The 12496-nt window shown below is 46.6% G+C and carries 11 protein-coding genes; 9 read left to right on the forward strand and 2 right to left on the reverse strand.

Annotated features, from left to right (window positions below; genetic code table 11):
* Window positions 1-207 precede the first annotated feature (207 nt).
* From G7092_RS02385 to G7092_RS02405, 5 genes are all read left to right on the forward strand, one after another.
* Complete coding sequence (locus G7092_RS02385) at window positions 208-1035, forward strand: hypothetical protein (RefSeq protein ID WP_166085830.1); 828 nt, start codon at window positions 208-210, stop codon at window positions 1033-1035.
* 396 nt (window positions 1036-1431) lie between these two features.
* Window positions 1432-1848, forward strand: a complete 417-nt coding sequence (locus G7092_RS02390; protein ID WP_166085831.1) for a hypothetical protein — start codon at window positions 1432-1434, stop codon at window positions 1846-1848.
* Between the two features lie 163 nt (window positions 1849-2011).
* A complete protein-coding gene (locus tag G7092_RS02395) occupies window positions 2012-3451 on the forward strand; it encodes a L,D-transpeptidase family protein (RefSeq protein ID WP_166085832.1) in 1440 nt (479 codons plus the stop codon).
* Window positions 3452-3467: 16 nt separating this feature from the next.
* Window positions 3468-3857 (forward strand): hypothetical protein, encoded by a 390-nt coding sequence (locus tag G7092_RS02400; protein ID WP_235953764.1) that lies wholly within the window; start codon window positions 3468-3470, stop codon window positions 3855-3857.
* A gap of 88 nt (window positions 3858-3945) precedes the next feature.
* On the forward strand, window positions 3946-6279 hold the full coding sequence (locus G7092_RS02405) for a TonB-dependent receptor (protein WP_166085833.1): 2334 nt from the start codon (window positions 3946-3948) through the stop codon (window positions 6277-6279).
* Window positions 6280-6655: 376 nt separating this feature from the next.
* Here G7092_RS02405 and G7092_RS02410 read toward each other — a convergent pair whose 3' ends face one another.
* Window positions 6656-7987: a L,D-transpeptidase scaffold domain-containing protein gene (locus G7092_RS02410; protein WP_166085834.1), complete on the reverse strand. Its 1332-nt coding sequence runs from the start codon at window positions 7985-7987 to the stop codon at window positions 6656-6658.
* 170 nt (window positions 7988-8157) lie between these two features.
* Between G7092_RS02410 and G7092_RS02415 the strand changes: the two genes are divergently transcribed.
* Together G7092_RS02415 and G7092_RS02420 are read left to right on the forward strand one after the other, a co-directional pair.
* Window positions 8158-8538, forward strand: coding sequence for a hypothetical protein (locus tag G7092_RS02415; protein WP_166085835.1), 381 nt, complete (start codon window positions 8158-8160; stop codon window positions 8536-8538).
* Entirely contained in the window at window positions 8529-9968 is a 1440-nt protein-coding gene (locus tag G7092_RS02420; RefSeq protein WP_202985200.1) for an MBL fold metallo-hydrolase RNA specificity domain-containing protein, read from the forward strand. The genes G7092_RS02415 and G7092_RS02420 overlap by 10 nt, the downstream gene beginning before the upstream one ends.
* A 274-nt stretch (window positions 9969-10242) precedes the next feature.
* Here G7092_RS02420 and G7092_RS02425 read toward each other — a convergent pair whose 3' ends face one another.
* Window positions 10243-10509 (reverse strand): hypothetical protein, encoded by a 267-nt coding sequence (locus G7092_RS02425; RefSeq protein WP_166085836.1) that lies wholly within the window; start codon window positions 10507-10509, stop codon window positions 10243-10245.
* Window positions 10510-11041: 532 nt separating this feature from the next.
* Here G7092_RS02425 and G7092_RS02430 point away from each other — a divergent pair.
* Together G7092_RS02430 and G7092_RS02435 are read left to right on the forward strand one after the other, a co-directional pair.
* Complete coding sequence (locus tag G7092_RS02430; RefSeq protein ID WP_166085837.1) at window positions 11042-11422, forward strand: hypothetical protein; 381 nt, start codon at window positions 11042-11044, stop codon at window positions 11420-11422.
* A 24-nt stretch (window positions 11423-11446) separates the two neighbouring features.
* Window positions 11447-12361 carry an AraC family transcriptional regulator gene (locus G7092_RS02435; RefSeq protein ID WP_166085838.1) on the forward strand — a complete coding sequence of 305 codons (915 nt, stop codon included), beginning with the start codon at window positions 11447-11449 and terminating at the stop codon, window positions 12359-12361.
* The last annotated feature ends 135 nt before the right edge of the window (window positions 12362-12496 follow it).

Here is a 12496-nt window from a genome sequence, read left to right on the forward strand (position 1 = left end):
AATGATATTTGATACAAATATTGGGAATATGGATCACAAAAAATATAATATGATTCAGATAAAAAAGTGACCGGTGTCATTTTTTTATCTGAATTTGACTTCTTCATTGAAAAAAGCTGACTAACAGCAGCTTCATTACTGACCGTCATCATGTTAGATCGTTGTTAAAGGTTGCACCTTTGTCTTATCATTCCCAGACCAGCAATTATGAAATCGATCCTCCTTATAGCAGACCATGTGGCAGCGACAGAAAACGCGGCGAGACAGGCGCTGAATATTGCCCGGCACCTGCATTTAAATATTATTGTCGGGCAAACTCTGCCGGCCAGGAAAACATCCCGGCAGCTTGCTGTTATAAGTGGCGGTAGAGACGAGATCCCGGGACCTGTTAACGCGTTAAGTGAAGTGCTTTCTTTATTGCAAGAGGAAATAGAAAATAGCGATGTTGATATAGAAGTGATAAATATTGCCGATTATGATGAGCGCGAGCTAACGGAGTTGATCAACAAGAGAGATATCTGGCTTATCGTCAAAGGGATGGCGGATACCGTAAGATCCGGCTCACCAGAGGGGAAATTCCCGGTGGAACATATCCTTAACCGTACCCGCGTGCCGATGATGCTCATCCCCGCGCACGCCATGATCCGTGATTTTAAGCGGCTGGTCTATATGGCTGACCTGCGTTACTGCCGCTATCATATTCTCCGCTTCCTCGCCGAACTGGCGGACCCTTACCAGGCGGGTGTTTCCGTGGCACACATTTCGGCAAAGGGTTTAACGAACATGACGGACGAATATGCCGAAAAGGTATTTAGTGAGGAAATATGCCGCCAGGTACATTATGATAAATTATATTTGAACAATATACATGAGAAGGACCTGACCAGAGCACTCGATGTACTGATCAACGGAATGCACAATGATCTGCTTGCACTAATCAATCATAGATTTCATTTTGAAGAAATCATGGGTCGGCATATCGGTGAGATACTACCGGTAGCGGTTACCATACCAATTATCATATTTCCGTACTAATTGAAAGACCTCTATCAACGTCAAGACCAAATTCCCGGTCGGTCAGGTTCCGCCTGACTGTTTTACGGTTATTTCGCCGGCGATGTCGAGGAAATTCCGGTAGCCAGACATGGACTTAGCATGCCGAAATATTGCGAATTATTGAAAAGGCACATAAACGATAAGAACAAGCCTCGCAAAGACTGCTGTTTATCATAAGCAACCGGTCCGGACCCAAGTGTCGCAACCGAAAAATTATGGTATAAATAAATTGTTAACAGGTTCGGAAAAATAAAATTAAGCTGCTAGCCCAACCAGAAAAGCCTAAGTGATAAGCGTCATGTATTTTAATGATCACCGTCATTCGGTCCCAGTTTTCGGAATACGAACTTTAAGGCAATTAACTACGCATATATTATGGAACAAACCATCACCATGTCTGCAAGGTCCCTGCAATATTTCGTGATCGCCAAACGCTGGCGTGCCGACCTTGACTTTTTTAAGATTGAAACCGGCTTCCTGCGCCAACTTCTGGATCGCTATATCAGCTACTTGCAGGACAGCGAACATATCGGCCAGTTGATCGCCTGCGGCAGATTGTTAGACAAGCTGGAAGCAATGGAAGTGGATGATCTCTTGGCCGGGCAGTTGAACCAGTTGGAACTGATGGCGGAAGATATTATTCCCGAAGATTCAGAATCACTTGCGGCAACGCAGGTCGAACTTGAATATTTTATAAGCAATCTGGTCAAAGAGTTCCGGGTATGCAAGGAACAGGTCTACCGGCTGTTGCTATCGGTTAATCTATCCGCTACCCAGGAAACTACCGCTTAATAATAACGTTTTATCCCCTGATTAACACCATAAAGACGCCGGCACGCCCGGCGTTTTTAGTTGCCTTATGTTTCAATTCTGTGCCCACCATCAGCTTAATTCCTGCGCATTATCATTTTTTTGATCCGGCATTCCCCTGAATTTTACAGAAAATTAAAAGGTCATGAAAAATGCGATGCGAACCTCCTTATTGCTCCTTGTCTGCCTGTTGCTTCTTGGATCGTTGGGCACAAAAGCCAAAGGTTTGGCTGGCGACAGCAGCCTGACCATGGAAATCAAGCACCAATTGCAAACGGGTACGGTTATGCAAAAATTATATTTTCCAAAGTCAGTGGTGCGGCTGTATGCTGACAATAATTTCCGAGCCGCCTGGATAAAACCCCAAAACGGATCAGGAGCCGCCTGGCAGGCCATGCTGATGATCGACTGTGTGCTTCAGTTTGGTCTGTCACACGCCGATTATCACCCGGATGAGCTGACTTATACCCAAATGCATGATATATTGGATACGCCCGGTAAAGTAAGCATTCCTTTACAGGCACGTTTCGACATACTGCTCACCGACGCGATCCTTAATCTGATGAATAACCTCCATTACGGTAAGCTCAACCCGGAATTTCCGGCCAGCCGCATAGACTCCTTAAAAGATATGAACTTTCAGGCCGGCGCAGCATTGTCTGCAGGGCTGAAACAAAAGGACCTGCTCTCAGTGATCGCCGCTGCTCAGCCAACCGATAAGTTATACCAAGCAATGCAATGGCGCATGCACATGCTGGAAGGCCAGTTGCAGGGCGATTGTTACGAGATACCGGAAGCCGAGGTGCGTAAGCTAGCCATCAATATGGAACGTCTTCGCTGGGCCAATACAGGCGATAGCGTTTATATTCAGATCAATATCCCTTCTTTTACCCTGATTTACCGCACGCCTGATTCCATTTACCGCTTTAAGGTGGTTGTGGGTAAGCCCCAAACGCCAACTCCTACATTGGTCAGCGCGATAACATATATGACCACCGCACCGGAGTGGAAGGTACCGGCGAAGATCTTTTTCAATGAACTGTTGCCTAAAGCCAGAAAAGATACGGCCTACCTGGAGAATAATCATTTTGCCATTTATGATCGCAGCGGGAATTTTATACGATCAACACCAGAAAATCTTGCCCTTATCAGCAGAACCCCCGCGAATTATTTCGCGCGTCAGTCCGCTGGCTGTGATAATGCCCTGGGATTGCTGGTGTTTCGCTTTGCCAACCCTTACGCTATTTATTTGCACGACACACCGGAAAAAGAATTGTTTAACCGCAAAGACCGCGCTTACAGTCATGGCTGCATCCGGGTAGAACAGGCAGAAAGATTGGGGAGCCTGCTCCTCAGGAATGATGGCGCTGGTGCACGAATAGATTTACTTCATCAGGATATGAGTACCTATATCCGGAAGGATTTCGTGCTGAAAAAACCGGTGACCTTGAAGATCACCTACCTCACCTGCATGATGATAAACGGCGAACTACAGGATTTTGGTGACCCGTATCAATTAGACCATAGCCTGGAAATGGCGATGTATGGCATAGACCAACCGCTCACTACCAGCCTAAAAAAATAATTGTTTTGAATCCCAAATGATGTTACGCCGACTGACCGCCATATTACTACTTCTTGCACTGATCAACTGTAGTTGTTCACGTTTCGCAGTATGTGCCGGTTTTGGCTTAAACCGGGCTTATATCACACGGGAGCTTTGCATCAATAAAACCCGACCCTGGCTGCATTGTAACGGCAAATGCTACCTGATGAAAAAGATAAAGCAGGCCGAAGAAAACGAAAAGAAACAATCTGAAAGGGATAATCTGAACCGCCTGGAGATCAGTTTATTCCAGGAAATAGTAGTACTTACTTTCCAGCAACCGGAGTCTGAACGGTTGAATCAAACCAGTTTTCCGGGTTATAGCTACTTATATAGCAGCCGCTATATAGATACCCTATTCCGTCCGCCGAAAATGCTGGCTTAAGCTGCCTATTCCCCGCAGCCAATCATCTGTTAACATTATTTATTCATTGCAGCCGGCAGGTTCCCTGCGGCGGCGTACCCTAATTTTTATGAAAAAGCTATTCTTCATAGTTAACATCCTTATTATGTTTTCCGACCAGATAATGGCCGCCAAAACCTTGACCATCCGTGGTAAAATATATGACGCTGTTACGCGGGAACCTATACCTGCAGCTACGCTTTCTGACAGCCTGGGCCACGCGGTGGCATCGTTGCCGGACGGCAGCTTTAGCATCCTGACCGCCGCACGGCGGTTGAAAGTTACTTCTATCGGCTACCAGACCCGCTGGGTGGAGACCAGCAGCGAATTACTCGCAATTGCGATGCAACCGGCCACAAGTCAGCTGGCCCAGGTGGTCGTCAGCGCCAACCGGACCGCAGAAAAACGCAGCGAAGCACCCATTGCTATTGCCAGCATATCCAAGCAGACTATTGAAGATATCAAGGCTCAGCGCATGGACATGCTGCTTAATAAGGTCAGCGGCGTCAATATGGTCAATCTTGGTAATGAACAGCATGAAATGAGTATTCGACAGCCGATGAATACCAATAACCTCTTCCTTTATCTGGAAGATGGCATACCTATCCGGACATCAGCGGTGTTCAACCACAATGCATTGTTAGAAATGAATATGGCAGCAGCTAAAAAGATAGAGATCATTAAAGGGCCTTCATCAGCCTTATATGGTGCGGAAGCAATCGGCGGCGTCGTTAATCTGATCACGCAGGCACCACCTGCGATGAACTCCGGCTTGATCAGCGTACAGCTGAATAACCAGGGCTACGAGCGGACGGACGCCCAGTTCGGTACTACAACCGGCAAGATCGGTTATGTCATTAGCGGCTACTACGCTCGCCAGTCTAACGGCCCTATAGAATACAGTGACTTCCATAAGACCGCCGTGACCGGCCGGATGGATTATAAGATCGATGTAAATACGCTGTGGACCAATAGCGTTTCCTATATCAATTACTTCAGCGATATGTATGGCAGCCTGGACAGCGCCCATTTTGCCCGCAAGAATTATGCAGCACAGGCCTTTTTTACTTATCGTAAAGTGACCGCCCTGCGGGCACGTTCCACAATCAGCCATAACTGGAGTGAGAACGGCAGCACCAACGCCACCTTCATGTACCGAGATAACTCGGTCATTCAGAACCCGTCGTATTCCATTGCCACTTACCGCACGGCAGGAAAGGCGATCAATCCGGTATCTGCAGACACCGCGACCGGAAATATCAACAACAATTCTTTCCGATCTTACGGGCTTTACCTGCAGCATGTCCAGAAATTCAAATGGCTGGAAAGTAAACTCATCATCGGAACCAGTGCTGAACTTGACCCGCAATCCTTTTACCAGCAATTTATCTGGGTGAGCAAAAAGAGCCAGAACGGAGTGGTCAATTATCCCGGCTATAGCACCCCCAGCCCGGACTCTGTTATGGCCAATTACCGCACGGTGATCAGCAATTTCGGTTCCTATGCGGATTATGATTTTACGGTGGCACAAGGCCTGCGCATTTCGATGGCTCTTCGCTATGATGCCTTTCAATATGCCTTCGTCAATGCCTTACCCGGCTCAAAAGTGACCGGCGGACCGTCAACCATTACCAATTACGGTAAACTGGCACCAAAGATCGGTTTCACTTATAACGACCATGGTACCGGATTTTACGGTACTTACAGCGAAGGCTATGTCCCGCCACAGATCACTCAAGTGTTTGGAAAAACAACCAATAATGCTTATCTACTGCCACAGAACTTTAAAAACTACGAAGTTGGCGGTTGGGTATCCCTGCTTGAAAATAAACTCTACCTGGATTACAGTGCATATCTGATGAACGGAAGTAACGAGATCATCAATGTTCGCCTACCGGATAATACCTCCCAGCCGATGAATGCCGGCGCGACCCAACATAAGGGGATCGAATATGGTATCAATTATCGCCCCACCGTGGAGTGGTTCCTTCGGTTAAGTGCCAGCAACGCGCTGCATACCTTCGTCAACTATGTAGCTTCAGGCATTAATTATAACGGCATGGAGATGGCCGGCGCACCGCACTTTACCGGCAATGCCGAGGTGCAGTATAAACCAGGATTCGTCAAAGGGTTTCGTATGGGCCTGGAAGAACAACTCGTCGGCCGTTATTATATGGATAACCTTCAGCAGTTGCCTTATGACGGTTTCAAGGTTACGAACCTCCGGTTAGGCTATGAATGGGGAAATGCAGAGATCTGGATCAATGCATTGAACATATTCAACGCCTATTATGCGACGCTGGCTTCGGCGACCGTCACCAATAAGGTGGCTTCTTATAGTTATAACCCGGGCGACCCACGGGCGTTCACCCTTGGGCTGGCCTGGCATTTCGGCAAAAAATAAGCTATAAATATGCGCCGTAAAATCGTTAACGACAGGTGACACTTGTAGCCGCCTATGAACATCCCCGGGGCATTGCGCCGGGCTTTCAGCAGTTTTCCGCATCGATGATATCAGGTGTTCGAAGGTCCGTCGACCTTTTCATAAACACGACGATAAATCATTATGAGCCGCCAATTTTCAGTCTTGCTGTTGTCCCGATTAATATAATAAATCATCAAGACCATCCTCTGAAAAATCTGGTTAAACCGAAATGCTACACGGGCTTTTGTTGGCAGGAGCGCGCTCCTGCCGGCGGCCTGACCTATATTGTGCCGGTCAATAGCGCTATTACCCTGAGGTCACGCAGCAGCCTTTATTTCCGAATCCCCGAGGTAATTCATTTGTTAGTCATTATGTCCGGCAGGTCATGGTAAAGTGCCTGTTCCAGTTGTCCATCAAGTTGATAGATATCATCGAATGTGTTGAGTTGCCCATCTTTGATCAAACAGGTGAGGTAAGTAACTTTGAACGGAATGCTTCTTTTGAGCGGAATATTTATTTCCTGACCGGCACGAACGCCGCGCCGAAGTGCCGGCAGTTGATTGGCGCCAGGTTGTAATTTTAGTATTTCACTGGCCAGGTCTGCACCGTTCGCAATACCAATGTTTCCTTTGGTCACGGCACGCAGTGCTTTATTGTACCATTCCGGAGCATTAAATTCGGCCATACTCACCGGATATTTACTCACAAAAACAAATTCCAGTTGGGAACGTAGATTAGGTTTCAAATTCAGCTGTACCAGTGGCAGTTCCTCGGAAATACGCAACGAACGGGTAAGAGTTGCTGCCGGGTGCGCATGTATTCCAGTTAAGGTTCCGGCCAGCAGTGGCGTTGGATGTGCCTTGTTTCCTACAATGACCGGATACCGGTACGTGGTATCCTTTAAAAAAATGCTCAAGGTGAACGTCGGGATATTTACCTGGATATAGGGGCCATCGGAAATGTTAGCCCAGCGGAGGCGTTCCATGTTGATCGCCACTTTGCGCACTTGTTCCTCAGGAACTTCGTAACAATCCCCGGTATAGAGACCTTTCCATTTGTACATCCAGTATTGCAAACTCTGATACGCTTTGGATTTGGGTTGTACTGCCTCCACGGCCTGCACCAGATCTGCTTGTTTAATGATTGTGCTTAACACCGTATCCAGACGCAGGTCGCCCTGACCCGCATCTACCGCACGCGTGGTCAGTTCAGGGTTTAGTTTCCCATAATGCAAGTGATCCAGCAACGTGAGCATGGCGTCCGTCAGCAGGATGTCAAACTCAGCCTTTTTTTCCGCACTTACTGTACCTCGCTTTTCAACTATAGCCCGCAATTCGTCATAAGTTAGTGCTGCAGGATGATAATCTTTGTGCGAAAGCCCATATTGAAGCACACAATCCAGCAACATCATCGCTTGCCAGGCCTGCCCGGTTTCACCGCGCTCCGGTGTCAGCCAAACCTGCCGGTAATCCCGATTGCTGTAAAAGCGTTTTACGGTCAGTGGGAAATAGAGCGATCTGGTTCCGCTGGGATAACGGAGCTGTTTGCTGATCGTTCCTGTCAATTCATCCTTGGAAGTCTGCGCCATTGCACCTTGGCAGGCGAAACAAAATAGGGAGGCGAATGTCAGGGCATACCCGATGCTGGTCAATGCACCGGCGAGACAGTTATTGCTAGATTTTTTCATCGTTTTATTTTTTAATAAAAATGATCAAAAGCAACATTTTGTAGAATGATAACGGTCAGGCCGGAATATGACCTTACGGCAGCTTTTGGAATGTCGGGAAATGCCGGGCGTCACATTCTCCAGGGGCAGCCGTCATTTTCTACGATGCCGGAACTGCTTAAACTTGTCTTATGAAAAAAGTTAGTATTAAGCACATCAACTTTGCGCATCAATCCATTTTTCGCGGGCTTGAATTTTATGAGCTGGAATTGCGTTTCCTAACGGAACGCCTCGAAGAGATAGCCTTGGATAATACAGGCCGGGAAGCAGCCGAAAAGGTGGAAACCTTTCAGAACCAGTTTATCATTCATAAAGACCACATCGGATTGCTGAAACACCGGCTCAATGAAAATTTTGTTCGACTGCAGCATAGCCTCGATCCTTCGGGAAATTATGTAGATGAAAACGTAGTAGCAGACGGTGAAAAAATCTCCGAAGACTACGCCACTGAAGAACGTTTATTCAAAGACATGCACCAGCAATTCAACCGCTTTGCGTCAGTTTGGTTATAAATTATCATAATTATATAGACATGATAGAACAACAGCTATATCAACCGTCAGAAAGCGTTTTTCTGCAATCACTCGGCGCAGCAGGAACTGTAACAGGCTCTAAACATTTGCTGACCACGCCTCATATGACCCTGATGATCGACTGTGGACTGTTTCAGGGAATCAAAGAATTAAGAGAAAAGAATTGGGAGCCCTTACCTGTTGACGCCAGTTCAATAGGTTGCCTGATCCTTACCCATGCACATTTGGATCATTGCGGCTATATACCTTTACTGGTTAGGCATGGCTTCCGTCAGGCGATATATATGACCGGGCCAACACGCGACTTGGCGGAGATCATTCTGCGCGACTGCGCCAAACTGCAGGAAGAGGACGCCGAGAGAGCCAACCGGCACGGTTATTCTAAACATAAACCGGCGGAGCCACTTTACAATACCGCAGATGTAGAAGCCGCACTTCCTTTGTTCAAAGTCTGCGAATCCGGCAAAGAGATCCGGATACAATCGCAGATCAGCTTTGAATTTTATCCGTCTGCGCATATTCCGGGCGCCTGTTCGGCGGTCATCCGCTGTTATGGCCGATCCATCGTTTTTTCCGGGGATATTGGGCGTTTAAGTTCAGAATTATTGCCGCCGCCTGCTGCATTGCCCAAAGCGGACTTCATCATCATGGAATCCACTTACGGAGACAGGTTGCATGAGGGTGGTGATACCGCCGCCGAATTGGCCATGGTCATCAATAATACGCTGTTTAATAAAGGGAATGTATTGATTCCATGCTTTGCAGTCGGACGGGCGCAAGAGGTTATGCATATCATCTACCGGCTAAAACAAAACAATCAAATACCTTCACAGGTTCCGGTTTATCTGGATAGCCCTATGGCGGCTTCTGCCGGAAAGGTGTTATTGCATTTCCCCGAATGGTTCACCATCGGTGAAAAAGAAATTGCCCGTATGTTCAGCGGCGTGACCATTAATGAGGATTACAAGACAACCGAAAAGATCATCGAACGTCATGGCAGCAAGATCATTCTGGCCGCCAGTGGCATGCTTACGGGAGGGCGTGTATTGTCTTACTTGAAAAATTTCCTTCCTGAGAAAAGGAACACGATCCTGTTGATAGGCTTCCAGGCGGAAGGTACCCGGGGACGCGCGTTATTGAATCATGCGCATGAACTAAAGATTCACGGCAATTATTATCCGGTTATTGCCGGTGTGCGCGAGATAGAAGGCTTATCGGCACATGCCGACCAATACGAACTACTTCATTGGCTTGATCAATTTAAGACAACTAAACCGCTGGTATTTCTAGTACATGGCGAACCCTGCGCCCAGCAAACGCTGCGGGTAAAAATAAACGACGAACTGGATCTGAAGGCGCATATTATGAAACCTTATGAACGTGTCTGGCTGTACAATACAAAGGCTTAATGCAATTATCATTTTTGATGGCGGTCCGGCCGTTAAAAAGCAGGATAACCGTTCAAAATCCCTTTAGCAATCATTATCGACCGCACCGCAGCAGTAGGTTCTGTTTCATTTGATAAATGACAGAGACCCCAACTACCGCGTCTCCGCATTATAAATTATGCCTTAATGGAGCGCTCCCATTTGAGTTGCTATTCGGCTTGCCTTTGCCATTGCATAAGACATCGATCAGGCAGGGTTTTATCGCGATAAAGAACTCCATACTGATAGCGGAGGATTATGGCTTCCAAATCTTAAAAACATTTTCATATCGGCCACCGGTATCTCTGATGAGTACGGAAATATCATTGTCACGATCTGGAAAACTTTTGTCGATGGTTTGCTGGATCGTTTGGAGTAACGTATCTATCCTTCTATCTAACTGATCGCTGGGAATTTTGATCTTGATCATACCGTCCTGTAACAGGATCTCAATGGTACCGGTAAGTGTTTTCTTTAATACTTCCGTCACCTGCGATTGAATTTTTTTACTTAGCATGGCCATACGAAGTTGTTTTAAAGGCAAATTTAAAATAAACTGATTTATATTCTGTCAACAGAACTATCAAATTATCATTCCTTCCCCATCAAATTACCGGATCAGAACTGAGGTATATATCTGCTGTTACGAATTAGTGATCGAAAGATTTGTTATAAATCATTTGACGCTCCTTCGTGTACTTATGTTGTTATAAAGCGAAGGATAAAACACGACTATGAATATTGTGGAGCATTATGCCGTGGCCAAAACTACTTCTGAATAAACCCCGAATTACAGGAGTGTACTTCTATCTGATCATTATCTTAGCAATTAATCAGCAGTTGTAAGAGATCCCCTGCATCTCCCTCAAGCCGATGCAAAACTTTTGATGGTTCGTAAGCCAGGAATCTAAATGCTGCGGATTTACTTTTTTCGATGCCAATTTTATTTTTGCTTCAACTACCAGGTTCTTACAAAATTTAACATGTGACCTCTGTCATTAATGGAACGGACCATGGTCATATGACAGGACAAACATACTGCTTAATCTTGCAGTATGAAACAAAGTAACATCAGAACGATCGGCCCACTGCACCATGAATGGCTGCGCGGACTGGAATTCTATAATATCGAACTAAATATTTTGCAGGAACGACTGGAAGAGATTGCCGCAGGCAATACCAGCCGCGAAGCGGCAGAAGGCATCGAGCATTTCCAAAACCAGTTATTGATACACCATAATCACATCGCTTCAATAAAACAAAAAGTTGAAGCCAATATAGAGCAGATGGCAAAATCGTCCCTACTAACAGGCGGTTACCTGGAATCGGTCGTGCTGAATGACTTCGAACAACTGGAGGATCAATACTACACCGAAGAGAACCTGGTCAGCGAACTGCGAAAAGAATTCAACCGCTTTGCCGCGAAGTGGTTATAATGTCCATTTGCTAAATTGATATCGATGAGTCCTTCCGCTACGCTGCCACCTTTAGAATCCATCCCTGAGACACTTGCCAGAGGCACGGGAAACTGGCATGCTGCCGGTTATTTTATTGCCGCTGACACGCCGTTACATGTGCTGACAAGCGCACTGCGGCCGGATTATTACTGCCTGTTCCTTTGTGTCGAGGGTAGGCTGACAGCTACCGTGAATGATCGGAAGATCGAACTGCAGCCCTATTGTCTTGCTGCCATATCACCCGGTTCGGTAATCAGCGTGACTGCGGTCAGCCCGGATTGCAAAGGGCGCTACGTTTTTTTTACACGCGATTTTTTATTACGCAGAAATATCAACGCTGTTCTCCTGGAAGCGTTACACTATCTGGGCGCGCAGACGGGTTATTGCGTCCATCTGAGCAAAAGGAAGGCCGGGCTGCTATTGCAACTCTACGCGCTACTTCTGAAAAAAAGAAACGTATTGGAAAATGGCTTAGAGGATGAGATTGTGCGTACGCTGTTCTATACATATATTTATGAGGTGACGCTTGTATTCAGATCAAATGGCGGTCAGCAGGCACCAATACCGGAACGCCATGAGGATCTGTTGAAAAAGTTCAGTGCCTTACTGGCCAAACATGACCGGAAGGAACATTATCTGAAGTTCTATGCCGATGCGCTTTTTATCACGCCACAGTATTTGATCCACGCGATTAAAAAAGCCTGCGGTCAGACACCGGGCGCACTGATTGACGAAGCCATCATTGCCGAAGCTAAACTGCTGCTCATCGAAACCAATCTTAGCCTCGGCCAAATCGCTGCGGAGCTTCGTTTCGGTGAACTCGCTGCCTTTAGCAAGTTCTTTAAAAAACATAACGGATTGTCACCATCCGCCTTCCGCAGGCAGTTAAAGCGGGAAGCGACGGTGATGTCCACGTAACGTGAGCAGGTCGAAGATGATGATGAACGCCGCTTGTTGAACGAAACAACGGATCAGCTAATGCGGAATCTGATGATGATCCGGATCCAGGTTTCAATCGTTAATAATAAAGCTGGATCTTCTAAAGAGATGACG

This window comes from Mucilaginibacter inviolabilis, from assembly GCF_011089895.1.
GTDB classification, from domain to species: domain Bacteria; phylum Bacteroidota; class Bacteroidia; order Sphingobacteriales; family Sphingobacteriaceae; genus Mucilaginibacter; species Mucilaginibacter inviolabilis.

Bases quoted from the DNA above. Each gene is read 5' to 3' on its own strand.
- G7092_RS02395 (WP_166085832.1), top strand. From the start codon at position 2,012: ATGAAAAATGCGATGCGAACCTCCTTATTGCTCCTTGTCTGCCTGTTG.
- G7092_RS02385 (WP_166085830.1), top strand. From the start codon at position 208: ATGAAATCGATCCTCCTTATAGCAGACCATGTGGCAGCGACAGAAAAC.
- G7092_RS02410 (WP_166085834.1), bottom strand. From the start codon at position 7,987: ATGAAAAAATCTAGCAATAACTGTCTCGCCGGTGCATTGACCAGCATC.
- G7092_RS02435 (WP_166085838.1), top strand. From the start codon at position 11,447: ATGAGTCCTTCCGCTACGCTGCCACCTTTAGAATCCATCCCTGAGACA.
- G7092_RS02430 (WP_166085837.1), top strand. From the start codon at position 11,042: ATGAAACAAAGTAACATCAGAACGATCGGCCCACTGCACCATGAATGG.
- G7092_RS02400 (WP_235953764.1), top strand. From the start codon at position 3,468: ATGATGTTACGCCGACTGACCGCCATATTACTACTTCTTGCACTGATC.
- G7092_RS02405 (WP_166085833.1), top strand. From the start codon at position 3,946: ATGAAAAAGCTATTCTTCATAGTTAACATCCTTATTATGTTTTCCGAC.
- G7092_RS02390 (WP_166085831.1), top strand. From the start codon at position 1,432: ATGGAACAAACCATCACCATGTCTGCAAGGTCCCTGCAATATTTCGTG.
- G7092_RS02415 (WP_166085835.1), top strand. From the start codon at position 8,158: ATGAAAAAAGTTAGTATTAAGCACATCAACTTTGCGCATCAATCCATT.
- G7092_RS02425 (WP_166085836.1), bottom strand. From the start codon at position 10,509: ATGGCCATGCTAAGTAAAAAAATTCAATCGCAGGTGACGGAAGTATTA.